This window comes from Brevundimonas sp. Root608 (assembly GCF_001427825.1).
In the GTDB taxonomy this organism is placed as follows: Bacteria; Pseudomonadota; Alphaproteobacteria; order Caulobacterales; family Caulobacteraceae; genus Brevundimonas.
Map to the genome: position 1 here is coordinate 55,454 of NZ_LMGT01000005.1, position 21,869 is coordinate 77,322.

At 67.8% G+C, this 21,869-nt stretch carries 22 protein-coding genes; 9 read left to right on the plus strand and 13 right to left on the minus strand.

Annotated features, from left to right (window positions below):
• Positions 1–45 precede the first annotated feature (45 nt).
• From ASD59_RS08555 to uvrB, 6 genes are all read right to left on the minus strand, one after another.
• Positions 46–690, minus strand: a complete 645-nt coding sequence (locus ASD59_RS08555) for a hypothetical protein (protein WP_055830859.1) — start codon at positions 688–690, stop codon at positions 46–48.
• A gap of 330 nt (positions 691–1,020) precedes the next feature.
• The gene (locus tag ASD59_RS14430) at positions 1,021–1,674 is read right to left on the minus strand and encodes an HNH endonuclease (RefSeq protein ID WP_200947907.1); all 654 of its coding nucleotides are present in this window, start codon (positions 1,672–1,674) and stop codon (positions 1,021–1,023) included.
• 139 nt (positions 1,675–1,813) lie between these two features.
• Positions 1,814–2,032 (minus strand): hypothetical protein, encoded by a 219-nt coding sequence (locus tag ASD59_RS08565; protein WP_055830863.1) that lies wholly within the window; start codon positions 2,030–2,032, stop codon positions 1,814–1,816.
• Between the two features lie 61 nt (positions 2,033–2,093).
• A complete protein-coding gene (locus tag ASD59_RS14240; RefSeq protein ID WP_156376981.1) occupies positions 2,094–2,753 on the minus strand; it encodes a hypothetical protein in 660 nt (219 codons plus the stop codon).
• On the minus strand, positions 2,737–3,684 hold the full coding sequence (locus tag ASD59_RS14245; protein ID WP_156376982.1) for a hypothetical protein: 948 nt from the start codon (positions 3,682–3,684) through the stop codon (positions 2,737–2,739). Before ASD59_RS14245 ends, ASD59_RS14240 begins: the two co-directional genes overlap by 17 nt.
• A gap of 182 nt (positions 3,685–3,866) precedes the next feature.
• On the minus strand, positions 3,867–6,095 hold the full coding sequence (gene uvrB / locus ASD59_RS08580; protein ID WP_156376994.1) for an excinuclease ABC subunit UvrB: 2,229 nt from the start codon (positions 6,093–6,095) through the stop codon (positions 3,867–3,869).
• 359 nt (positions 6,096–6,454) lie between these two features.
• Between uvrB and ASD59_RS08585 the strand changes: the two genes are divergently transcribed.
• Positions 6,455–9,727 (plus strand): TonB-dependent receptor domain-containing protein, encoded by a 3,273-nt coding sequence (locus ASD59_RS08585; protein WP_055830871.1) that lies wholly within the window; start codon positions 6,455–6,457, stop codon positions 9,725–9,727.
• Positions 9,728–9,796: 69 nt separating this feature from the next.
• Here ASD59_RS08585 and ASD59_RS08590 read toward each other — a convergent pair whose 3' ends face one another.
• Positions 9,797–9,994 carry a hypothetical protein gene (locus ASD59_RS08590; protein ID WP_055830873.1) on the minus strand — a complete coding sequence of 66 codons (198 nt, stop codon included), beginning with the start codon at positions 9,992–9,994 and terminating at the stop codon, positions 9,797–9,799.
• Positions 9,995–10,146: 152 nt separating this feature from the next.
• Here ASD59_RS08590 and ASD59_RS08595 point away from each other — a divergent pair, with 152 nt between their 5' ends.
• From ASD59_RS08595 to ASD59_RS08605, 3 genes are all read left to right on the plus strand, one after another.
• Positions 10,147–10,926 carry a hypothetical protein gene (locus ASD59_RS08595; RefSeq protein WP_055830876.1) on the plus strand — a complete coding sequence of 260 codons (780 nt, stop codon included), beginning with the start codon at positions 10,147–10,149 and terminating at the stop codon, positions 10,924–10,926.
• A 70-nt stretch (positions 10,927–10,996) separates the two neighbouring features.
• Complete coding sequence (locus ASD59_RS08600; protein WP_055830878.1) at positions 10,997–11,785, plus strand: isocitrate lyase/PEP mutase family protein; 789 nt, start codon at positions 10,997–10,999, stop codon at positions 11,783–11,785.
• Positions 11,782–12,300, plus strand: a complete 519-nt coding sequence (locus ASD59_RS08605) for a methylated-DNA--[protein]-cysteine S-methyltransferase (protein WP_055830880.1) — start codon at positions 11,782–11,784, stop codon at positions 12,298–12,300. Before ASD59_RS08600 ends, ASD59_RS08605 begins: the two co-directional genes overlap by 4 nt.
• A gap of 20 nt (positions 12,301–12,320) precedes the next feature.
• On the opposite strand, the gene ASD59_RS08610 is transcribed toward ASD59_RS08605, so the two are convergent.
• Positions 12,321–13,187 (minus strand): hypothetical protein, encoded by an 867-nt coding sequence (locus ASD59_RS08610; RefSeq protein ID WP_055830882.1) that lies wholly within the window; start codon positions 13,185–13,187, stop codon positions 12,321–12,323.
• Between the two features lie 112 nt (positions 13,188–13,299).
• On the opposite strand from ASD59_RS08610, the gene ASD59_RS08615 reads away from it, so the two are divergent.
• Positions 13,300–14,124, plus strand: a complete 825-nt coding sequence (locus ASD59_RS08615) for a sulfite exporter TauE/SafE family protein (protein WP_055830884.1) — start codon at positions 13,300–13,302, stop codon at positions 14,122–14,124.
• Here ASD59_RS08615 and ASD59_RS08620 read toward each other — a convergent pair.
• Together ASD59_RS08620 and ASD59_RS08625 are read right to left on the minus strand one after the other, a co-directional pair.
• On the minus strand, positions 14,121–14,636 hold the full coding sequence (locus ASD59_RS08620; protein WP_055830886.1) for a retropepsin-like aspartic protease family protein: 516 nt from the start codon (positions 14,634–14,636) through the stop codon (positions 14,121–14,123). The genes ASD59_RS08615 and ASD59_RS08620 overlap by 4 nt on opposite strands.
• 104 nt (positions 14,637–14,740) lie before the next feature.
• The gene (locus tag ASD59_RS08625) at positions 14,741–14,971 is read right to left on the minus strand and encodes a DUF1289 domain-containing protein (protein ID WP_055830888.1); all 231 of its coding nucleotides are present in this window, start codon (positions 14,969–14,971) and stop codon (positions 14,741–14,743) included.
• Between the two features lie 154 nt (positions 14,972–15,125).
• Between ASD59_RS08625 and ASD59_RS14435 the strand changes: the two genes are divergently transcribed.
• The 3 genes from ASD59_RS14435 (at position 15,126) to ASD59_RS08640 (ending at position 16,576) form a co-directional block, all read left to right on the plus strand.
• Positions 15,126–15,281: a hypothetical protein gene (locus tag ASD59_RS14435; protein ID WP_200943601.1), complete on the plus strand. Its 156-nt coding sequence runs from the start codon at positions 15,126–15,128 to the stop codon at positions 15,279–15,281.
• 127 nt (positions 15,282–15,408) lie between these two features.
• Entirely contained in the window at positions 15,409–15,741 is a 333-nt protein-coding gene (locus ASD59_RS08635; RefSeq protein ID WP_055830894.1) for a hypothetical protein, read from the plus strand.
• A 37-nt stretch (positions 15,742–15,778) separates the two neighbouring features.
• Positions 15,779–16,576 carry a crotonase/enoyl-CoA hydratase family protein gene (locus tag ASD59_RS08640; protein ID WP_055830895.1) on the plus strand — a complete coding sequence of 266 codons (798 nt, stop codon included), beginning with the start codon at positions 15,779–15,781 and terminating at the stop codon, positions 16,574–16,576.
• Positions 16,577–16,585: 9 nt separating this feature from the next.
• Here the strand turns inward: ASD59_RS08640 and ASD59_RS08645 are convergent, their stop codons facing one another.
• From ASD59_RS08645 to ASD59_RS08655, 3 genes are read right to left on the minus strand one after another with little or no spacing between them, the layout of a single operon-like run.
• Positions 16,586–17,605: an HlyD family secretion protein gene (locus ASD59_RS08645; protein WP_055830899.1), complete on the minus strand. Its 1,020-nt coding sequence runs from the start codon at positions 17,603–17,605 to the stop codon at positions 16,586–16,588.
• A 20-nt stretch (positions 17,606–17,625) separates the two neighbouring features.
• Positions 17,626–18,378, minus strand: coding sequence for an ABC transporter ATP-binding protein (locus tag ASD59_RS08650; RefSeq protein ID WP_055830902.1), 753 nt, complete (start codon positions 18,376–18,378; stop codon positions 17,626–17,628).
• On the minus strand, positions 18,375–19,547 hold the full coding sequence (locus ASD59_RS08655; RefSeq protein WP_055830904.1) for an ABC transporter permease: 1,173 nt from the start codon (positions 19,545–19,547) through the stop codon (positions 18,375–18,377). Before ASD59_RS08655 ends, ASD59_RS08650 begins: the two co-directional genes overlap by 4 nt.
• A gap of 193 nt (positions 19,548–19,740) precedes the next feature.
• Between ASD59_RS08655 and ASD59_RS08660 the strand changes: the two genes are divergently transcribed.
• On the plus strand, positions 19,741–21,810 hold the full coding sequence (locus ASD59_RS08660; RefSeq protein WP_055830906.1) for a S46 family peptidase: 2,070 nt from the start codon (positions 19,741–19,743) through the stop codon (positions 21,808–21,810).
• Positions 21,811–21,869 lie beyond the last annotated feature (59 nt).

Consider the following 21,869-nt stretch of genomic DNA (forward strand, 5'->3'; position numbering starts at 1 on the left):
CCCGCGCAAAAATGCGAATTCCGCCCATGTGGAGACATTCGACCCTCATGCCGGGTCCTCCGGCGCCGTGTCGAATTCGTCGTATTCGGGCGGCAGGGGGCGGCCGAGGGCGAGGTCGCGGGCCAGTCCCAGCGCGCGTTCGCGCAGGAAGCGGCGGGCCATCAGCTGGCCCTCGGCGCTGCGGGCCTCCTCCTCGGCGGGGTCCAGTTCGACCCATTCGAACAGGGCGTCGAGACGGGCGATCTCGGACGCCGCCCGGGCCAGCCGCAGGGCCGTCAGGCCGCGCCCCGCCCGCACCGCCTCGGCGGCCGAGGCCAGCGCCCGCCGCGCGAGGTCGCCGGGCCGGATCTGGATCGGCGCGGTCCATGCGGCGACGATGTCGTCCTCGGTCAGGGGCGCGTCGGCCTCGCCCGCCGTCGCCGCAGACGGCGCAGCCGAGCCGGCCGATCCGGCCATGGCCGCCGTCCGGGGCCGTTCGGGCGCGCCGGGCCAGGGCGTGGCGCGGGCGGCGAAGGCGCGCTTGGTCCAGCCCTCGCGCGCGGCCCGCTTGCGCAACGCCCCCTCGGACACGCCGAACCGCCCGGCGACCGTCCGCGCCGACAGGCCGGACAGGTAGGCGCCGCGGATCAGGCTCCAGGTGTCGGGGCTGACGGTGACGTAGCGGGTGTCGGGCGTCGGCGGTGTTCGCATGATGTTGCAGTCCCCCTTCCGTGCGTGAGCGCGGATTATGGGGGCGTGGTGCGTCAGGAACGGACGTATCGGGGGCGGAAGGGGCGGGTTGTGGGAGCGGGAGGGGTGGAGGGGGGAGGTGTGGGAGTCTTGCCCCGATGAGCGCCCCCTACCTTTCGTCATCCTCCGGCGAGCGTAGCGAGACCGGGGGACCCAGCGACGCCGAAGGCGACCTTTTCACGCACGATGTTGGCGGCGGAGTCCGCGACAGCTTCGCGCTCTCGCGCGCCACTGGGTCCCCCGGTCTGCGCCGCGAAGGCGCGGCTTGCCGGAGGATGACGAAAGAGGGGGTTAGTCGTCCTGAACCGGTGGGTCGTGCAGCCATTCGCCGTTGCGAGCCTCAGCCGCGATGGCGAATGGTGGCCGCCGCGCACGCATGTGCGCCGCCAATGCTTCAACCGACATGAGGCCATTTCGATGGATCATGCGATGACAGTTGGCGCAGAGCGCCGCCAAGTCGGAGAGCTTGGTCGCCTCGCCCTCTTCGATCAAGGCGACCGGCACCTTGTGGTGGGCCTCGACATAGCCGAGACCCAACTCGCCGTAGATGGCTTCCATATCATCGCCGCAGGCCTCGCAGGCGAAGCTGGTCAGAGAGGCTTTGAAGTCATTGATGAGCTTTCGCGACCGCTCGCGCCTCATATGAACACGGAGGGTGGCGCGGCCTTCCTGAGCCTCGATATCGGCCTCGGCTCCGTCCAGAACGCTATCCGGGTTTCCGGGCGCGAGAAGATCAGACTTGAGGCGCCAGACGCCCGCCCGGGCGGCGGGGCCATAGACGTTCTCGAACAGGTCGTTGCCCTTGAAGTGTGCCGAACCAGCCCAGTTCTCTTGGAGACGCGCGCGGACGCGGGCTGCGGGACTCGCGGCCTTATGGTCCGGGACGATCTCCACGACCTTTGGCACGAGCTGATCGAGGTGCGCTTCTCCTCCCAGCTGGGACAAAGCCTCGACAATATGTTCGGGTCGTATCGGCACCGGCTAAACCACCCGCCGGATGGCGGACCGCGCGCGATGCGACGACTCCCACTTGTGGTTGGTAACGCTCCCCATCCACCCACCGTAGCGGGTGGATCGTCAGAGGTCAGCCCTTGCCGCGCGAGTAGCTCTCGATCTCGTCGCCGTTCGCGTCGAGCGCCACGACATGGCGGGCGTCGAATTCGACCACGCCCTGCTCCTTCCATTTGATGGATGGGTCGCCGTCATAGGCCAGGTCGACGGCCTCCTCGAGGGAGTCGGCTTCGACTTCGGTGGTGTAGTCGACGTAGGCATCGACGCGGGAGAGGATGGTGAACTTCGGCATGGCGCGCTCCTTTCGAAGGAGCATGCCGGAGCCAAACGTCAGCGGCTACCAACTGGAGATTCTAAGGTCCAGAACTGTTCTGTGGATCAAAGAAAATGGCGAAAACGATAGCTTGATACAGGTTCCAGACAAAACTTTTTAATAGAAGAATACAAAAGAATACATATGACACGAAGGCAGAGGCAAAGAAGCCGGCAATCATGTCGATGTCCACCACCGGATTGGGATCTAGCTTGTCTGCTATAAACCAAATCGGCGACTGCTTCGTGGTGGAAAACACAACGAATATGCCGAAAGCAAGCAATATCATGTAGTGTACGAATATGTACAAGAAGTTATAGAATACGAACTTAAACTCCGATATAGAACGACCACCCGATTTGTACATTGCAAGCAGCCGGAATATACTAGGTTTCGTCATTGTCGCAAAAATCGAGAATCCCGCGATCAAAAAACCCAGTATAGAAACTGCAACATTTGAAACTAGACCTGCCCATGAGTTAAGAGAGGCAGCGATAATTGGCGCGTCGGCCACCAGGTCATTGTGTTGAGCAAATGCGAAACCGATTAAGAGCGCGACACATATAGCGACCGATAAAATGATGTCCGATTTGTTTCCGACCGTGCCCCAAGCCGCCTTGGCTACGCCAAGGAGGTTCTGATCGTTGGTGGCATCAGCGCGCCAGCCATCGATGGGCTCGATTTTAGGCTTGCTGGTCATCTTCTCTCACTGCCGCCGCTGCTCTCGCAGCGGCCTGTTGGGGCACATCGGGACGCTTGAGCTCTCCACGGGCTATGATGGCGTTGAAACGGTCAAGCAATGCGTTCGCCTTTTGTTTGACGGTTCCGACGAGATTTTCGATAATAGTCGTCACAGAGAAATCTTCGTTCTCGCCCTTTAGTCGATCGCCGTTATGGTCAAGGCCTGAGAAGCGCACGGTTTCATTTGCGCCGTCAGTCGTCTCTTGGAGCGCGGCGATTGTGCCCTCCTTGTCTAGGCCCTCATTGTCCGTGGTTGTCACCCGCGTTTGCTTGCCTTTCAGCATTTCATTGAATGCCTCGGCGCTTGCGATAAGTGAAGCTGCGGTAGGCTCATCGTTTTTCCGATGAATAATCAAATCTACGCGTTGAAGCTTCGCGAAGCGTTGAACGAACTCTGAAAGACGTTCGCCGTTCGTAATCTGAACGATCTCTAGCGTCGGAACTGGAATCCCTTCTTTCAAAACTCGCTTGTAAACTCGTTCTCCGCGCTCTGCTCCCTCATCATGAAGTTTATCGATATAGTCGCGATGCTTTCTGATAAGAAAACGCTGCATCGTGGACTGGAATGATGCTAGGCTCGGTGCAAACCGGGTCTCAGCAAAATATATCAACCTATGATCTTTCAGTAGAAGAACGAAGAAGGCTGACGGAGAGGTGTCTAGCTTAGCCTCATCGCTTATAAGTTGAGAAGTTGCGGGATCGAAAACCTGATCACGAACTAGCGTGGTGTCCTGAACGAACTGGCCAGCAATTGCCGGTTCGCTTACGTCATTAGTTAGTGAGTCGAATAGGCAAACGTCCAACAGGTGGAATGTCGATCCACGGGCTTCACGATACAGCTTGTCGTCAGTGAAAGCAGGCAGGACAACCTCTCGAAGCAGGTCGATCATGTTCCGATCGCCGAACTTGCAAATGAAATTTGCAAAAAGCGTTTGGTGCTGGCGCATCTTCCCCCTCGATTGATCGACATTGCGATGACAACCAGTGACTGCAAAACGGACCAGCTTGCAATAGTGAAGCTAAGCCGACTTTGGTCGTAGCCTGATCCTATCGCACCCTGATGGTCCGCCCCCTACAGCCTGCTCTTCCGGAACGCCTCCGCCTTCTCCGCCGCCGCATCGGCCCGCCAGCGTTTCGGCGCCGACTTGTCGACCGCCTCGCCCTCGGCGGTCAGGACCTCGTTGGCGAACTCCAGGTCCATCAGCTTCATGCGCTTGATCTCGTCGCGCAGGCGGGCGGCCTCCTCGAACTCGAGGTTGGCGGCGGCGTTGCGCATGCGGCCTTCGAGGTCCTTGAGGGCGGCCTGGAAGTTGGAGCCGGTGAAGGGCTTGGACGCCTCGGCCACGCCGGGGGCGGTCAGCTTGTCGAGGGCGCGGGACTCATAGGGGCTGGCCATGATCTCGCGGATGTCGCGCTTGACCGATTCCGGGGTGATGCCGTGTTCGGCGTTGTACTCTTCCTGCTTGGCGCGGCGGCGGTTGGTCTCGGCGATGGCGCGCTCCATCGAGCCGGTCATGCGGTCGGCGTAGAGGATGACGCGGCCGTCGACGTTGCGGGCGGCGCGGCCGATGGTCTGGATCAGCGAGGTCTCGGAGCGCAGGAAACCCTCCTTGTCCGCGTCGAGGATGGCGACCAGGCCGCACTCGGGGATGTCGAGGCCCTCGCGCAAAAGGTTGATGCCGATCAGGACGTCGAAGGCGCCCATGCGCAGGTCGCGCAGGATCTCGATCCGCTCGAGGGTGTCGACGTCGGAGTGCATGTAGCGGACGCGGACGCCCTGTTCGTGCATGTATTCCGTCAGGTCCTCGGCCATCTTCTTGGTCAGGACGGTGACCAGCGAGCGGTAACCGGCGCGGGCGACGGATTTCACCTCGTCGATGACGTCGTCGACCTGGTTGCGGGTGGTTCCGCTGACCGGGCGGATCTCGACCGGGGGGTCGATCAGGCCGGTGGGGCGGATGACCTGTTCGGTGAAGACGCCGCCGGTGCGCTCCATCTCCCACGGGCCGGGGGTGGCGGTGACGAAGACCGTCTGGGGCCGCATGGCGTCCCATTCGTCGAACTTCAGCGGGCGGTTGTCGATGCAGCTGGGCAGGCGGAAGCCGTACTCGGCCAGGGTCGACTTGCGGCGGTAGTCGCCGCGGTACATGCCGCTGATCTGGCCGACGGTGACGTGGCTCTCGTCGACGAACAGCAGGGCGTTGTCGGGGATGTATTCGAAGAAGGTGGGCGGCGGCTCGCCCGGGGCGCGGCCGGTCAGCCAGCGGCTGTAGTTCTCGATGCCGGCGCAGGAGCCGGTGGCCTCCATCATCTCGAGGTCGAAGCGCACGCGCTGCTCCAGCCGCTGGGCCTCCAGCAGCTTGCCGTTCTCGACCATCCAGTCGAGCGTCTCCTTGAGCTCGGCCTTGATGCCGGTGATGGCCTGGTTGAGCGACGGGCGCGGGGTGACGTAGTGGCTGGCGGCGTAGACGGTGATCTCGGTCAGGTCGGCGGTCTTCCTGCCGGTCAGGGGGTCGAACTCCTGGATGGATTCGAGCTCGTCCCCGAACAGCTGGATGCGCCAGGCGCGGTCCTCCATGTGGACGGGGAAGATCTCCAGCACGTCGCCGCGCTTGCGGAACATGCCGCGCTCGAAGGCGGCGTCGTTGCGCTTGTACTGCAGCGCGATCAGGTCGGCGCGCAGCTTGGATTCGTCGATCTGGTCCCCGACCTTCAGGGTGAAGGTCATGGCGGTATAGGTCTCGACCGAGCCGATGCCGTAGATGCAGCTGACCGAGGCGACGACGATGACGTCGTCCCGCTCCAGGATCGCCCGCGTCGCCGAGTGGCGCATGCGGTCGATCTGCTCGTTTATGGACGAGTCCTTCTCGATGTAGGTGTCGGACTTCGGGACGTAGGCCTCGGGCTGGTAGTAGTCGTAGTAGCTGACGAAATACTCGACGGCGTTGTCGGGGAAGAAGCTCCTGAACTCGGAATAGAGCTGGGCGGCGAGGGTCTTGTTGGGGGCCAGGATCAGGGCCGGGCGCTGGGTCTGTTCGATGACCTTGGCCATGGTGAAGGTCTTGCCCGAACCGGTGACGCCGAGCAGGACCTGGTCGCGCTCGCCCGTGTTCGCCGTGGCGACAAGCTCGGCGATGGCGGCGGGCTGGTCGCCGGCGGGGGTGTATTTCGTCTCCAGCCGGAAGGGGATGTGCTTGCGGCCCGCCGGGCGGTCGGGGCGGTGCGGGGTCCAGTCGGAGGGCTTGCCGGGGGCCTCCTCCGGCGTCAGGCGCGGGCCGGACACGGGGGCGAACATCGGCATGCGATTGGTCGCCGTCGCCGGGTCGAAGATGAAGGGGGCGCGGGCCTCGGACAGGCCGGCGGACATCTCGGCCGACTGGCCCGGAACGTGGACGGGCTTGCCGGACTTGCCGTGGGACGCGGAGGGGGAACGGGCCATGAACGGAAGGTAGGGCGCGCGGCCGCCCGCGGCTAGGGGTCGGAGGGCGCGCCGCCCCGGGCGGAGGCACGGACGCCGCGCCCGCCCGGCCCGACTGTGGTGGGCGCAACACGCCTGTGTCGAAGCCGTGGCGGGTTTGTGTCTATTCGGTTGCAAAACCGGCGGGGCCCCCTCCTAACTGCAACGCTGACGTCTTGTTCTCATCATTCGGGGTCCTCCACATGCGCACCAGGCCGTTCCTGATGACTTCCTCCCTGCTGGCCGGCCTTTCGGCCGTGACGCTCGCGGCCGCCATCCCGGCGGCGGCCAGCGCCCAGACCGCCCCGGCCCAGGATCCCGAGGCCTCCGATCTGGGCGAGGTGGTCGTCACCGGCTCGCGCATCCGCCGCGACCCGACCAATTCGCCGACGCCGCTGATCCAGATCGGGCAGGAGGAGCTGCAGCAGTCGGGCGAGGTCAACGTCATCGACTTCCTCGCCGACATCCCGGCCCTGTCGACCTCGGTGGTGCCGGAAGACACCACGGGCGCGAACCTGAACGACGGCGGCCTGTCGCTGCTGAGCCTGCGCGCCCTGGGCGCGGTGCGGACGCTGACCCTGGTCGACGGACGCCGCCATGTGGGATCGAGCCCCGGCACGCTGTCGGTCGACGTCGACACCATTCCGCGCCTGCTGGTCAACAACGTCGAGGTGGTGACGGGCGGCAACGCGGCCGTCTACGGCGCCGACGCCGTGACCGGCGTGGTCAATTTCGTGCTCAAGAAGGATTTCGAGGGCCTGGAGATCGACGCCTCGGTCGCCGAGATCAACGACGACCATCAGCTGAGCCAGCGCCTGTCGGTGCTGTGGGGCCAGAACCTGCTGGACGACCGGCTGAACGTCTATGTCTCGGGCGAATACCAGCGCAATGACGAGGTGCTGGACACCGACATCGACTGGAAGCGGGAATCGTGGGGCCTGCTGGCCAACGACTCCGACCCGGCCTCCGCGCCCAGCGACGGCGTGCCGGACCTGATCCTGGTCCGCGATCTGCGCACCTATATCCGCGGCACCAATTTCGGCGGCGTGACCATCCTGTCGACCGGCGTGCGGCCGAGCCCCGCCGCCGACCCCGATGTGCCGTTCCAGAGCTGCTCCGCGACCACCTTCTCGGCCAACTGCTTCTCGCTGGCGCCGTCCAACCGCCTGGACAACGGCTTCCTTTACGACAACACCGGCGCGTCCCAGCCGGTCACCTTCGGCTCGATCCGGCAAGGCGCCGGCTTCACCCGCAACTCGAGCAACGGCGGGCAGGGCATGGTGCAGAACACCGAACAGGCCCAGGGCAGCCGCCTGCCGGAATCCACCAACTACCGCTTCCAGACCGGCTTCAACTTCGATGTGACGGACAGGATCGAGGTCTTCGGCGAGGCCAAATACGTCGAGGAAGAAACCTTCGACGCGGGCCAGCGGGTCTTCCACGACTTCAACATCCGCCAGTTCGCCCCCGGCACCGTCGGCGCCATCACCGCGACCTCGGCGTTCGAGATCGGCCTGGACAACGCCTATCTGCCGACCAATGTCCGCACCGCCATCCAGACCAACCGCCGCGACATCTATAATTCGGCGGGGGTGGTGACGAGCAACGTCGCGGACCCGCGCGCCCAGCACAAACTGTACGGGCCGCCGCGGACCCAGACCAACAACCGCGACCTGCAGCGCTACGTTCTCGGACTGCGCGGCGACGCGGGCGATCTGGGCTTCTATCGGAATGTGACCTGGGAAGCCGGCTACACCTACGGCGAGATGAACAACGCCAACACCGAGCTGGGCGTCGACGTCGTTCGCTACCAGGCGGCCGCCGACGCGGTGGTCGACACCGCGGGCATCGTCAACGGCCGGCCGGGCGAGATCGTCTGCCGCGTGAAGCTGTTGACGGCCCAGGGCGTGGCCGTGCCGAACGCCGTCGTGGGCGGCGTGACCTATTCCCGGCAGGGCGCGGTGATCAACGACTGTTCGCCGGTGCGCGTGTTCGGGCCGGACGGTTTCACCCAGCAAGGCCTGGACTATCTGCAGGCGGCGATCACCGTCACCGACCAGAACAAGCAACACGACTTCCTGGCCTTCACCACCGGCGACCTGTGGGACTTCTGGGGCGCCGGCCCGATCGGCGTCGCCCTGGGCTATGAGTACCGCGAGGAGATCACCAGCGGCGTGGGACGCGATTCCGACACCGCCGGCCGCCTGCTGTTCCTGAACACCGGACCGGACTTCGCCGAGGCCAGCTACGACACCAACGACTATTTCGCCGAGCTGAGGCTGCCGCTCTTCACCGACACCTTCCTGGGCTCTTCCGAGATCAGCGGCGCCTATCGCGTGTCCGACTATTCGCACGTCGGCAAGCAGGACACCTACAGCGCCCAGTTCCAGTGGCGGCCAACGGACCAGTTCCTGTTCCGGGCGACGACGGCGACGGCGATCCGCGTGCCCAACCTGTCGGAGACCAACGAGCCCTACGGCCAGACCTTCGCCAACGGCTTCTCCGACCCCTGCAGCGCGACGGTGATCAACAACCTGGCCGACCGGACGATCGCCAACAACCGCATCGCCAACTGCGCCGCCCTGGCCACGGCCGCAGGCCTGACCTTCACCTTCAGCGATCCGTCAGCGCCGAACGCCTATCTGCCCAACTACGGCAGCGGCTCGGTGCCGGGTCTGGCCGGAGGCAACCCCTTCCTGCAGCCGGAGACGTCGGAGAGCTTCACCATCGGCGGGGTCTGGACGCCCGACTATCTGCTCCCGAACCTGTCGATCGTGCTGGACTACTATGACATCGAGATCAGCGATGCGATCGCCTCGGTGTCCGCGCAGTCGGCCGCCAACCAGTGCGTCAGCGGCAACCAGGTGAACACCGGCGCCTGCGCCACCATCACCCGCAACCCGGGCACCTTCCTGGTCAGCAGCTTCATCCAGGGATCGCTGAACTACGCCGCCCTGACCGCCAAGGGCGTGGACTTCACCGCGCGCTATGGCTTCGACCTGCCGGAGTGGGCCGGTCACAACTGGGGCCGGTTCAGCCATTCGATCCGTGGCAACTGGCTGATCGAACAGCATGATTTCGTCAACATCGTCGATCCGACGGACTCCAGCGACTTCGAGGACACCGTCGGCATGCCGCGCGTGCGCTTCCTGTCCACGGTGACCTGGGAGCCGACGGACACCCTCGCCTTCACCTGGGACTGGGACTGGCAGGTCAGCCAGGAGATCGAGGACGTCGACAATATCGGCTACGGCAATTTCGACCGTTACGAGACGCTGGAATACCTGGAGACGGGCGACTTCTCCCAGCACGACTTCTCGGTGCGCTGGAACATGCGGGAGGACACCACCGTCCGGGCCGGGGTGGTCAACGCCTTCGACGCGGAGCCGGCCCGCTGGCTGGGCAACACCAGCGCGGACAATTTCGACCTGTTCGGACGGCGCTTCTTCCTGAGCCTGAACTACCGGCCCTTCTAGGGCCGGGGCCGGATGCCCGGGGGCGGCGGCGAGCCGCTCCCGGCGATCGGATCTCCCGCGCCTTCCGCCTCACGCGTTGCGCAGCAGAACCCCGGCGGTGAGGACGGCGAAGGCGATGGCCAGGGTGTTGAACACATGGTCGCTGACCACAGGGATGGCGACGCCGCCGTACTGCACCAGCATGGCCAGGACGGCCAGCACCACGGCGATGGCGAACAGGGGCACGGACGGGGCCGTGAGGGGAAGGCCGGCGCGACGATTGACCATGGGGCGGTGTCCTGACGCCCGACGCGGCGGGAGGCCGGCCGGAGCTTCACCGTAACGCCGCGCCGGTGCGCCTGTTCCGGCCGCGGACCGGTGGTTGCCGCAGGGACAATCGTCGGCGAAGCTGGCTTCTCAACGGGGGCTACGGGATGCGAATGGCGACGAGGACGGCGGCGCTGGCGCTGGCGCTGCTGCAGGGGGCTGCGGCGGGCCGAGCGGGGGCGCAGGCTCCGACGCCGGAGGCGCAGTCGCAGCGGCCGCCGCAGGCGCAATGCGAGGCGGTGCGCGACGTCGACTTCCGCACGCTCGAGCGCGAGCGGGCCCGGCTGCCGACCGCCGCGGGGTCGCCGGTCGCTGACATGCTGGACGTGGTGAGAATCCCGGCCTGGGCGGCGCGGCGGCCGCCGGAGGACGCGTCGGTGGTGATCCGCGCGCGGATGCCCCCGGGCGGGGGCTACAGTTCGGACCACCGCTCGGTCGTGTGGCGCGAGGCGGACGGGTCCTGGTGGTTCTGGCGGCACAGCGTCAACGAGGGGCCGCCGGCCCCGCCTCCGCCACTGCCGCAGGGGCTGAGCCGCCAGGAGATCGACGCCTGGTACGCAAACTGGAACGACAGCCGCACGGCCGATGAGCGATACTGGCCGCCCCACGAGGGCCGGTTGTCGGCGCAGAAGACGGCGCAGATGGAGGCGGCATGGAGCGATCCCTGCCGCGCCTGGGATCCGGACTGGTGGCCGCACGACCTGCCGCTGAACCGGCGCATCGACGGCTCGCGCCGGCGGCTGTGCCCGCAGGACAGTTCGGCCATCATCGCCGACATGGCGGAGGCCGGGCGACCGCGCCGCAGCGTCGGAGGCGCGTGCATCAACGGCACGCCGACCTACCGGATGATCCAGAACGCCGCCTACGCCGCCGCCGACCCCGCCCCCCGGTGAGCGCGTCCGAAAACCGCCGGACAATCCCGCGGCATCGGCGTGAGGTCGGCGGCCCTGACGGAGACACGCCATGACCGCCTTTCACGACCTGCACCGTTCCGGCCTGCTGATCCTGCCCAACGCCTGGGACGGGGGTTCTGCGGCCCTGATGCGGGCCAAGGGGGCGAAGGCGATCGCCACGACCAGCGCGGGCGTGGCCTGGGCCCTGGGCTGGCCGGACGGGGACGCCCTGCCGGTCGATCGGGTGGTTCAGGTCTGCGCGGACGTCGTACGGGCGGCGCAGGGCCTGCCGGTGTCGATCGACTTCGAGGGCGGCTATTCCGACGATCCGGCCATGGTCGCGGCGGAGGCCCGGCGGCTGGTCGAGGCCGGAGCGGCGGGGATCAATATCGAGGACGGCGGCGGCGCGCCGGAGCTGCTGGCGGCCAAGATCGCCGCGATCCGGGCGGCGGTCGGGCGCGACCTGTTCATCAACGCCCGCTGCGACGTGTGGCTGAGGGGCGTGGGCGAGCCCGGGACGCGTGTGGCCGAGGCGGCGCGGCGCGGGGCGATCTATGCGGCGGCGGGCGCGGACGGCCTGTTCACGCCGGGGCTGACGGACGCGGCCGACATCGCGGCGATGGTCAGGGCGACGCCCCTGCCGCTGAACCTGCTGGCCTATCCGGGCCTGCCCGACGCCAGGACGCTGGAAGGTCTGGGGGTGCGGCGGTTGAGCGCCGGCTCGGGCATCGTCGGCGCGACCTGGGGCCGGGCGGCCGCCCTGACAGAGGCCTTCCTGGCCGACGGCCGGTCCGAGCCGCTGGGCGAAGGCGCCCTGGGCTGGGCCGAGGTCAACGCCCTGATGCCGGCGGTGGAATGAGCGCGCCGGATCGCCTGATCCTGTCGTGGATCGACAGCCCCATCGGGCCGCTGGCCCTCGCCTGCGACGGGGCGGGCGTCGTGCGCGGCGTGTCGTTCGGCGACGGGCTGATCAAGGCGATGCGGCGGGAATATCCGGCGGCGACCCTGTCGGAGGGCGAGGCGCCGTCGGCGGTGGCGCGGGAACTGGCGGCCTATTTCGACGGGGACCGCGAGGCCCTGAACCGCGTGCCCTGGTCGCTGGACGGCGCGGCGTCCGACGGCTTTCAGCCGCGCGTGTGGAAGGCCCTGGCCGAGGTCCCGGCGGGCGTGACCATCAGCTATGGCGAGATGGCCAGACGGGCCGGCGAGCCCGGGGCGGCCCAGGCCGCGGGGGTGGCGCTGAACCGCAATCCGATCCCGCTGATCCTCGCCTGCCATCGGGTGGTCGGCGCGGACGGCTCTCTGACCGGGTTCGGCGGGGGGCTGGAGCGCAAGGGGTGGCTGCTGCGGCACGAGGGGGCGCTGCTGATCTGAGCGACGCCCCCTTCCGCGGTTTAGCGGCGGGCCAGATCGACGCGGGTTTCCAGCTCGGTCCAGCGACGCATCAGGTCGCGCAGCTCCAGCCGCAGGCTGGCGGCCTCGGTCCGGCTGATCGAACCGTTGCGCTCGCCGGCGGCGATGCGAGCCTCGATCTGCGCGCCGCGCGGATCGGAGCCCCAGTTGTCGCCCGAGTTGTAACCGTCGTCATAGCCGTCGCCCACGCGGCGGTTCAGATCGGCCCAGCGGGCTTCCAGATCCTGACGCTCGCGGGCGTCGATGCCGTTGCGCTCATAGCTGGTCTCGAGCCGGACGAGGGCGTCGAAGTCGGTCGACAGGCGGGTGGCCTGCGCGCGGGTCAGGGTGCGGTTGCGAACGCCGGCGTTGACGCGGGCGTCGAACGCGGCGCGGCTCTCGGCCAGCGGGCGCCAGCCGTCATAGTCGTCGTCATAACCGCTCTGGCCGCCGGCCTGGTAGCGCGTGGCGAAGGCGCGATAGCGTTCGCTCAGGTCGGCGCGTTCCTGGCTCGTGACCCGGCCGTCGGCGGTGTAGCGGGCCTCCAGGGCGACCAGATCGCCGTATTCGGCGCTCAGGCTGCTGGCGGCCGAGGACGAAATGGCGCCCGAGCGCACGTCGGCGTCCAGCCGGCTTTCGAACTGGGCGCGCTGGGTGTTGAGCGGACGGCGTCCGCGCGACCATTCGCTGTCCAGGGTGGTCGAGACGCCGAGCCGGTCGCCGAACAGGGCGCCGAGGATGGCGCCGATCGGATCGGACTGGGTCTGCTGCCCGTACGGCGTCTGGCTGTAGGGGGTCTGGGCGGAGGCCGCGCCTGCCGCCAGGGTGAGGGCGGCGACGGAGGCCGCGAGAAGCTTGATGGAGGTCATGGGGGGTGTCTTTCCGGGTGGGTGCGTCCCTGTGCGGAAAGAACGGTGTGCGGCGGCGAAGGTTGCGCGGCGGCGCGGTCCCCTTCGTCGCGAGTCAGACTAGACAGGACCCATGACCGCCCTCCCCCTTGCCGAACTGCTTGTGCTGCTCGCCGCCCTGGTCGCGGCGGGACTGGCGGGCGGGATCGTGGCCGGGCTGTTCGGCGTGGGCGGAGGCACGGTGATCGTGCCGGCGGTGTTCTACGCCTTCGAGGTGCTGGGCGTGGGCGGCGAGGGCAATCTGCACACGGCGATCGGGACCTCGCTGCTGACCATCGTGGCGACCAGCTGGCGGTCGCTGAAGGCGCATCGGTCGCACGGGGCGGTGGACGAGGGAGTATTGAGGACCTGGACGCCCTGGGTCGCGGTCGGGGCGCTGATCGGGGCGGCGGTGGCGGGCGTGACCTCGATGGAGGGACTGGCCATCGTCTATGGCGTCTGCCTGGCCCTGATCGCGGCGCAGCTGGGGCTGATGCCCGAGCGGTTCACGCTGAGGTCGGACCTTCCGACCGGCTGGGGGCGGCGCGGGCTGGGAAGCCTGATCGGCGGACTGTCGGCGATGATGGGGATCGGCGGCGGCAGTTTCGGGGGGATGCTGATGACCCTGTGTGGACGGCCCATCCATCAGGCGGTCGCGACCGCATCGGGTTTCGGGGTGGCGATCGGAGCGGCGGCGACCCTGGGCTTCGTGGTGGCTGGCTGGCAGGCCGAGGGCCGGCCGCCCTGGTCGATGGGCTATGTCAACGTGCCCGGGGCGATCGTGATGGCGGTGCTGACCACGGCGGTGGCGCCGTGGGGGGCGCGGCTGGCGCATTCGCTGAACAAACGGGTCCTGCGCAAGGCGTTCGCGGTCTATCTGCTGGCCACGGCGCTGTCGGTGGTGGCGAAGGCGTTCTAGGGCCGCAGGGTCAGGCTGGCGGGCGTGGCGGTGAAGGCCGAGAGGCGGCCCAGATAGCTCATGCCCAGCAGGGAATGCGGCAGACCGCGCTCGACCACCAGGGCCTGGACGCGTTCGATGCGGGCGCCGGCGACGGCGACGGCCTGAAGCTCCACCGGCGCGGCGCGGACCGGGCCCGAGGCGGTGATCAGTGTTCCGGAGAAGTCCTCCGGGGTGAGCTTCAGGCCCAGACGGGCGGCGTCGTTGCGGGTCAGGGCGACCACGCTGGCGCCGGTGTCGACCATGACGCGGACAGCGTGGCCCTCGATCAGGGCGTCAGCCCAGTAGTGGCCGTCGAGACCCTTCAGCACACGCGCCGGCGTCCCCTCGGCGGGCGCGAAGGCGCGGACGGCGGGGACGGTCGCGGCCTGGGCCTGACCCCGCAGACCGGCGTGATCCATCCACCAGACGGTGGTGAGCGCCGAACCAACGGCGGCGGCCATGATGCCGAGAGAGGAAAGGTCGAAACGCATGCGTTACTCGTCCTGAGGCGCCGCTTCTGCGACGGCCCGGTATCGCACGCGCCCGTTTGGATGCGGTGAAGGGGGATGGTTTGCACGGCCTTAACGCGGTCGGCTCAGGCGGGGCCCAGCAGGGCCGGATCGATCCGGGTCCGCCGCGCCGGCAAGCCCGCCATGACCGCGGCGCGCTGATCCTCGGTCAAACCGCTCCAGCCGCCGATCTCCGACAGGGTGCGGAAACAGCCGAGGCAGAGGCCGGACGCGCCGTCGACGACGCACAGCTTGATGCACGGCGTGACGACGGCGCGCGGCGGGGTCTGTGGATTTTCGGCGACAGTCGATGACATGAATACGAAATATGGTCCGGTGTCGGAGTAAAAACTATTGCATTTTTCGCCGGTCGGAATTAGCTTGACCATGACGCGAAACGACTATGACGGTGAGATTCCCGAAAAGCACGACGTGTCTCTTTTCATCGTTCCATCGAAAGGAGACGCCAGGATGAACGACAGAGACCGCAATCTCCAGCACGCCATGATGTCCTTCGCCCTCTGGGGCGGGATGCTGGTCAATACGAAGAACAACAACGGGGCAGGCGACCGCGTGGTCAGCCATCCGTCGAACTTCGTGCCGATCAAGATCGAGAAGCGCCGCTAGGGCGAGTTCGATCGACTGAAAAAGCCCCGGTCCGAAAGGCCCGGGGCTTTTTCAATTCTTCTGTCGCGCGAGTGATACGCGCGCCGGAATGAAATCCGTGCCAGTCTTCTGTCGGAGGGGCGCGCATATGCTGAAGCTTGAGGCGACGCTGGTCGCGACCACGGCCGTCCGGCCGTCGCGAGACGGCTGGTCGCCGGATCGCGGGGTCGACTTCGTCGTCTGGACGCCGATGCAGCAGACGATCGCCGCCACGTCCGCCGCGCCGGCGCCGATCGTGACGCCGGAGCGGGCGAGTTTCCTCGAAGCCGACGACATTCTGCCCCCTGGAATGGCGGTCGTCCGGCGCTATGTCAGCCTCGCCGCCCAGGCGGCCGAAGCCGAAGCCGCGGCCAGGGAGAACGCCGACCTTCCCCTGACCCGGGCCTGGTCGTCGGTGGCGCGCAAGGTCCCCCGCTGCTGACGTTGCGGCGGGGCCGCGGTTGCGGCACAGCGGAGCCATGACCCTGATCCGTCGAGAACGCCGCGCGCACATCGAAATCTGGACGCTGGACCGGCCCGACCGGCTGAACGCCCTGCCCGACCTCGAGGACGGCGAAGCCTTCGCCGCCGCCTGCGAGGCGGTGAACGCGGACCCGGCGGTGCGCTGCGTGGTGCTGACCGGGGCCGGGCGCGCGTTTTCGGCGGGGGGCGACCTGAAGGCGATGAAGGACCGGCGAGACCTGTTCGCCGGCTCAGGCGCGGATATCCGCGAACGCTACCGCCGCGTGGTGCACCGGATCGTGCGGTCGCTGTACGGGCTTGAGGTTCCGCTGGTCGCGGCGATCAACGGTCCGGCCATGGGGCTGGGCTGCGACATCGCGGGGCTGGCCGACATCCGCATCGCCTCGGAGACGGCGACCTTCGGCGTGCCCTTCCTGAAGCTGGGCATATTGCCGGGCGACGGCGGGGCCTGGCTGATGCCGCGCAACATCGGCTATGCGCGCGCCGCCGAGATGCTGTTCACCGCCCGGGTGCTGGACGCGCGGACGGCGATGGAATGGGGGCTGGTCAGCCGGGTGGTCGCGCCGTACCGGCTGATGGACGAGGCCATGGCGACCGCCGGGGAGATCGCCGCCCGCGCCCCCCAGGCCCTGCGCATGACCAAGGCCCTGCTGCGCCAGGGCCGCGACGCGACTTTCGACCAGATCCTGGAGATGACGGCGTCGATGCAGGCGCTGGCGCACCTCGGCGACGATCACCTGGAAGGGGTCACGGCGGCGCTGGAGAAGCGGCCGGCGGATTTCACCGGCCGCTAGCTCAAGGGATCAGCCCGCCGCCGCGGGGGCGCGCATGGCGCGGGCGGCGGGGACGCCGGCGGCGACGGCGCGCGGGGCGCCGGCGGTCTGCCCGGGCTTCATGAATTTGACCAGCACGCGCTGGCCGATCAGCAGGGGCGCGTCTCCGGCGGTGACCACCACCTCGACCACCCGCTCGTCCGAGCGTTGCGAGGGGTCGTCCGAGGCCAGCTTGCGGGCGCCGAAGACGGCGGCGCGGCGCAGGACGGCGCCGACATAGACCTTGGACGGATCGCCCTCGGGGGTGATCTCGACAGCCTGGCCGGGGGTGATGTTGGGGATGTCGCTCTCGACGATCTCGGCGCGGGCGATGCGGGGCGCATCAGGCTCAAGGTCGAACATGTTGGATACGTTCAGGGTCGAGGCGCCGGCGCCGGGGTTGGCGTAGCGGCGCACGATGCGGCCCGACTGGGGCGCACGGATCACCGTCAGCTCGACATTGTAGGCGGCCTGGTCGCGGCGGGCGCGGGCGGTCTGGACCGCCGCCTGCTGCGAGCCGAGCCGGGCCTGGGCCTGGGCGATGGCGTCGCGCGCCGCATCCATGCGCGAGGCGGCGACGAAGTTGGAGTCGACCAGCCGGGCGAGGCGGTCGTGCTCGCGCTGGGCGGTGCGGATGTCGACCTGGATCAGACGCAGCTGGCTCTCGGCCTGGGCCACGTCGGCGTTGGCGCTCTGCAGGGCCAGGCGCGGCTCTTCGTCTTCCTGACGGGCGAGGATCTGGCCGGCGACGACGCGGTCGCCTTCCTGCACCAGCACTTCACGGACGACGCCGCCGCGGCGGGCCGCGATCTGGATGATGCCGCCCTCGACATCGACCTTGCCGTTGGCGATGGCCGCATAGGGGCTTTCGACCTTCTTCTGGGCGTTGGCCTTCTCTTCCTCGGCCTTCTTCGCCCTGCTCGCGCCCTGCATGACGTTGAAGCCGACAACGAGCACGACGATCAGCACCAGACCGATCCAGAGCCATTTGTTCTTGAGGAAGGCGGGCATGTCGATGGTCCTTGGGGTCGTCAGTGCGAGGCCAGGGTGGCGTCGGGATTGGGGATGCGGCGTTGGTCGTCGATGATGACGCCGTCTTCGATCTTGATGACGCGGTCGGCCCATTCCTCGAGGCGCGGGTCGTGGGTCACGCAGATCACGGCGGCGCCGTGTTCGGTGGCGGCGCGGCGCAGCAGGCGGATGACCACCTGGCCGTTCTCGCCGTCCAGCGCCGATGTCGGTTCATCGGCGAACAGGATCTGGGGGTTCTTGGCCAGGCAGCGGGCGATGGCGACGCGCTGCTTCTCGCCGCCGGACAGGGCCGAAGGCCTCTGGTGCAGGCGCGGGCCAAGGCCGACCTCCTCCAGCGTCGCGGTCGCCTGGCGTTTGGCGTCGCCCTTGGACAGGCCCTGGAATTTCAGCACCACCTCGACCTGCTGCAGGGCCGTCAGGGCGGGGAACAGGTTGAAGCCCTGGAAGATGAAGCCGCAGTTGTCGAGGCGGAAGCGGTCGATCCGCCCGGCGGAGAGTTTCCACAGGTCGTCGATGTCGAGCGTGTCGACGCGACCGGCCTCGGGCCGAAGCAGGCCGGACAGGGCGGCGATCAGGGTCGACTTGCCCGAGCCCGACGGGCCCATGACCATGGTCAGGTCCCCGTGGCGGGCGTCGAAATCCACGCCCTTCAGCACCTCGACGAAGCCCTTGCCGGACTTGAAGCGCTTGACCAGGCCCCGGGCCTCGATGGCGAAGTCGCCGTGCTTGCCGTGCGTTCGGGTCTTGCTCATCGCAGCAGGTCCGCCGGCTGGCTGTTCTTGAGGATGCCGAGGGACAGCAGGCCCGACAGCATGGCGATGACGACGAGCCCGCCGCCGACGACGACCAGCAGGATGGGCGGCAGGGCGATGATGACGGCATTGGCCGCCGCCAGCATCTGCACCAGCAGGGTCAGGCCGATGGCGGCGCCGACGCCGACGAGGCCGACCCAGAAGCTGAGCTCCATGACGATCCGGTTCAGCGATCCCATGCCGACGCCCAGGGCCCGCAGCGAGGCGAACTCCTTGATGTTGGCCATGATGGCGCCGCGCAGGGTCTGCCAGGTGATGGCCACGCCGATGATGGTGCCCAGCACCACGCAGCCGCCGATGATGATCACGAGGATGCCTTCCTCGAACATGGCCGAGGCGTTGGCGTCGGCCAGTTCCTGACGGGTCCAGGCCTTCCACTGACCGTCGCCCTGTTCGTTCAGCTCGACCGCCACGCGCTCGGCCTGGGCCGGATCGCGCAGCTTGATCATCAGGGGGCCGACGCGGGGTCCGGTGTCGGCCTGGCCCAGCATGCGCAGGGTGTCGCGCGACATGACGATGGTGGCCTGCATCATGTTGGGATAGCCGCGGGTGATGCCGACCACGGTCACGGTCTGGCCGTTGTACAGGGCCTTGTCGCCCAGCTTGACGCCCAGCTTGGCCACGGCCGTCTCGTCGATGGCGACGGTGTAGGGCTGGCGCAGGGCGTCGACCAGTTCCTGCGAATAGTCGGTGGGAATGGTGACCGCGCCGGGCGTGGTGTCGATGATGCTGGCCTGGACGAATTCCTGCCGCGGGGCGCCCATCTTGGCGCGCTCGGCCTGGGACATGGTCGGGTCGACGTTCTTGACCGACTGGAACGAGCCCCCCGCGCCGTCCAGCGGCTGGACCTCGATCACCGCCGGGTTGCGATAGGCGAGGGGAATGAAGCGGCGCGGCACGCCCGAGGGTCCGCCCATCAGGCTCTTGGCCCCGGGCTGCATGATGATGATGTCGGCGCTGGAACGCTCGATGGTCGCGGTGAAGCCCTTGCCGATGCCGATGAAGACGCCGGTCATGGCCAGCACCAGCAGGCCCGACAGGGCCAGCGCCATCACGGCGGCCATATAGCGCCGCCACTCATACAGCAGCGTGGAAAGTGCGAGCGACATTGGTAAGGACAGACCCCCGAGGCGTTACCGCTATGTGACGACGGTGTTCGCTGGAACCAAGTTAAATCGGGGTAAGGCCACCGGCGTTACGCTTTCGTGAGGCGGATCGAGAGGCGATGGACGGGATCGGTTCATCGGGTTTAGGTAGCGGCAACAGTCGGCGATCAACGCCGCACTTGGGAGATTTCGCAGAATGCAGCTTCGTTCGCTTCGCGCCGCCGTCTCGGCGACCGCCTCGATCGCCGCGGTCGCCGGCTTCATGGCCGTCATGGCCGCACCCTCGTCGGCCCGCGCCGATGAAGGCATGTGGACGTTCGACAATTTCCCGATCCAGACGGTGAACGACAAATACGGCACGCGGATCGACCAGGCGTGGCTGGACCGTGTTCGCAACGCCGCCGTCCGCATCCAGGGCTGTTCGGCCTCGTTCGTCTCGGACGAGGGGCTGATCCTGACCAACTGGCACTGCGTCGTCGGCTGCGCGCAGGAGCTGTCGTCGCCCGAGCAGGACTATGTGAAGAACGGCTTCCTGACCGCCAACCGCGAAGAGGAAAAGCGCTGCCCCGGCCAGACCGCCGAGGTTCTGGTCGACATCGTCGACGTGACCGACCGGGTGCTGGGCGCCGGGGCCGGACTGGAGGGCGCGGCCTTCAACGCCGCCCGTACGGCCGAGACCAACGCGATCCAGACCGAGGCCTGCGCCGGCGATCCGAAATTCAGCTGCCAGGTGATCAGCTTCTACCGCGGCGGCCGCTACGCCATGTACAAGTTCCGCAAATACGACGACGTGCGGCTGGTGTTCGCGCCGGAGAACCAGGCGGCCTTCTTCGGTGGGGACCCCGACAATTTCAACTTCCCGCGCTACGCCCTCGATGCCGGATTCCTGCGCGCCTATGAGGACGGCCAGCCGGTCGCGACGCCCAACTTCCTGAAATGGAATCCCAACGCGCCCAAGGAAGGCGACGTGACCTTCGTGGCCGGCAACCCCGGCTCGACCTCGCGCCTGCTGACCATGAGCCAGCTGGAGCGGCTGCGGGACCAGCAGCTGCCGCTGACCCTGATCCAGAACTCGGAACTGCGCGGCCGCCTGCTGGAATATTCGCTGACCGGCGACGAGGCCAAGCGTCTGTCGTTCGACCCGATCTTCGGCCTGGAGAACAGCTTCAAGGCCCAGTACGGCCAGCATCAGTCGCTGCTCGATCCGGCCTTCCTCGGCGCCCGGCGTGACGCCGAGACGGACCTGCGCGCCCGGGTGGCCGCCGACCCCGCACTGGTGCAGCGGATCGGCGATCCGTGGGGCGACCTGGAGCGGGTGCAGGCGACGGCCCGCGAGCTGTACCTGCCCTATCGCCAGCTGGAACAGGCCGCCGGCGGCGGCTCGACCCTGTACGCCATGGCCCGCACCCTGGTGCGCGCCTCGAAGAACACGGCGATGACCGACGCCCAGCGCGCGCGCCTGGTCGCGGCGGTCGGCGCCGAGACGCCGATCGCGACCGACATGGAAGAGATCCGCCTGCGTTACTGGCTGTCCAAGACGCGGGAGTATCTGACCGTCGACAATCCGCAGGTTAAGGGTCTGCTGGGCCGCGAAAGCCCCGAAGGCCTGGCCGACCGGCTGATCGCCAACACCCGGATGGGCGACGCCGCCTTCCGCGCCCAGGCCGCGGCCATGACCACGGCGCAGCTGGCCGAGGCTGATCCCCTGCTCGCCTTCGTCGTGGCCAATGACGACGCCGCCAAGGCGATCAGCGACCGCTGGGCCGCCGAGGTCAACGCCCCGACCGCCGTCGCCGCGGAGAAGGTCGCACAGGCCCGGTTCGCGGCCTACGGCACCAATCAGTATCCCGACGCCACCTTCTCGCTGCGCCTGTCCTATGGCCAGGTTGCGGGCTGGACCTATCGCGGCGTGACCGTGCCGGCCTTCACCTACATGGGCGGCCTGTATGAGCGGGCCACGGGGGCCGAGCCGTTCAACGCGGCCCAGGCCTTCATCGACAACGAAAGCCGGGTGAACAAGGAGACGGTGTTCGACTTCACCTCGACCAACGACATCATCGGCGGCAACTCGGGCTCGCCCGTGATCAACGCCGAGGGCGAGGTGATCGGCGCGGCCTTTGACGGCAACATCCACTCGCTGGGCGGCGCCTATGGCTATGACGGCGAACTGAACCGGACGGTGAGCGTGTCGACCGCGGCCATCACCGAGGCGCTGCGCAACATCTATCCGCAGCCGCGCCTGCTGGAAGAGCTGGGCGTGGAGTAACGGTCCTTCTCCCCTTGCAGGAGAAGGTGTCAGGCGAAGCCTGACGGATGAGGGGTCGC

What these genes read in the sequence shown, in the direction of transcription:
- ASD59_RS14245 (WP_156376982.1), bottom strand. Translation starts at nt 3,684, where the DNA reads ATGATCGACCTGCTTCGAGAGGTTGTCCTGCCTGCTTTCACTGACGAC.
- ASD59_RS08600 (WP_055830878.1), top strand. Translation starts at nt 10,997, where the DNA reads ATGACCGCCTTTCACGACCTGCACCGTTCCGGCCTGCTGATCCTGCCC.
- ASD59_RS08610 (WP_055830882.1), bottom strand. Translation starts at nt 13,187, where the DNA reads ATGACCTCCATCAAGCTTCTCGCGGCCTCCGTCGCCGCCCTCACCCTG.
- ASD59_RS08590 (WP_055830873.1), bottom strand. Translation starts at nt 9,994, where the DNA reads ATGGTCAATCGTCGCGCCGGCCTTCCCCTCACGGCCCCGTCCGTGCCC.
- ASD59_RS14435 (WP_200943601.1), top strand. Translation starts at nt 15,126, where the DNA reads ATGAACGACAGAGACCGCAATCTCCAGCACGCCATGATGTCCTTCGCC.
- uvrB (WP_156376994.1), bottom strand. Translation starts at nt 6,095, where the DNA reads ATGCCGATGTTCGCCCCCGTGTCCGGCCCGCGCCTGACGCCGGAGGAG.
- ASD59_RS08660 (WP_055830906.1), top strand. Translation starts at nt 19,741, where the DNA reads ATGCAGCTTCGTTCGCTTCGCGCCGCCGTCTCGGCGACCGCCTCGATC.
- ASD59_RS14240 (WP_156376981.1), bottom strand. Translation starts at nt 2,753, where the DNA reads ATGACCAGCAAGCCTAAAATCGAGCCCATCGATGGCTGGCGCGCTGAT.
- ASD59_RS08625 (WP_055830888.1), bottom strand. Translation starts at nt 14,971, where the DNA reads ATGTCATCGACTGTCGCCGAAAATCCACAGACCCCGCCGCGCGCCGTC.
- ASD59_RS08605 (WP_055830880.1), top strand. Translation starts at nt 11,782, where the DNA reads ATGAGCGCGCCGGATCGCCTGATCCTGTCGTGGATCGACAGCCCCATC.
- ASD59_RS08615 (WP_055830884.1), top strand. Translation starts at nt 13,300, where the DNA reads ATGACCGCCCTCCCCCTTGCCGAACTGCTTGTGCTGCTCGCCGCCCTG.
- ASD59_RS08555 (WP_055830859.1), bottom strand. Translation starts at nt 690, where the DNA reads ATGCGAACACCGCCGACGCCCGACACCCGCTACGTCACCGTCAGCCCC.
- ASD59_RS08565 (WP_055830863.1), bottom strand. Translation starts at nt 2,032, where the DNA reads ATGCCGAAGTTCACCATCCTCTCCCGCGTCGATGCCTACGTCGACTAC.
- ASD59_RS08655 (WP_055830904.1), bottom strand. Translation starts at nt 19,547, where the DNA reads ATGTCGCTCGCACTTTCCACGCTGCTGTATGAGTGGCGGCGCTATATG.
- ASD59_RS08645 (WP_055830899.1), bottom strand. Translation starts at nt 17,605, where the DNA reads ATGCCCGCCTTCCTCAAGAACAAATGGCTCTGGATCGGTCTGGTGCTG.
- ASD59_RS08650 (WP_055830902.1), bottom strand. Translation starts at nt 18,378, where the DNA reads ATGAGCAAGACCCGAACGCACGGCAAGCACGGCGACTTCGCCATCGAG.
- ASD59_RS08635 (WP_055830894.1), top strand. Translation starts at nt 15,409, where the DNA reads ATGCTGAAGCTTGAGGCGACGCTGGTCGCGACCACGGCCGTCCGGCCG.
- ASD59_RS08620 (WP_055830886.1), bottom strand. Translation starts at nt 14,636, where the DNA reads ATGCGTTTCGACCTTTCCTCTCTCGGCATCATGGCCGCCGCCGTTGGT.
- ASD59_RS08585 (WP_055830871.1), top strand. Translation starts at nt 6,455, where the DNA reads ATGCGCACCAGGCCGTTCCTGATGACTTCCTCCCTGCTGGCCGGCCTT.
- ASD59_RS08595 (WP_055830876.1), top strand. Translation starts at nt 10,147, where the DNA reads ATGGCGACGAGGACGGCGGCGCTGGCGCTGGCGCTGCTGCAGGGGGCT.
- ASD59_RS08640 (WP_055830895.1), top strand. Translation starts at nt 15,779, where the DNA reads ATGACCCTGATCCGTCGAGAACGCCGCGCGCACATCGAAATCTGGACG.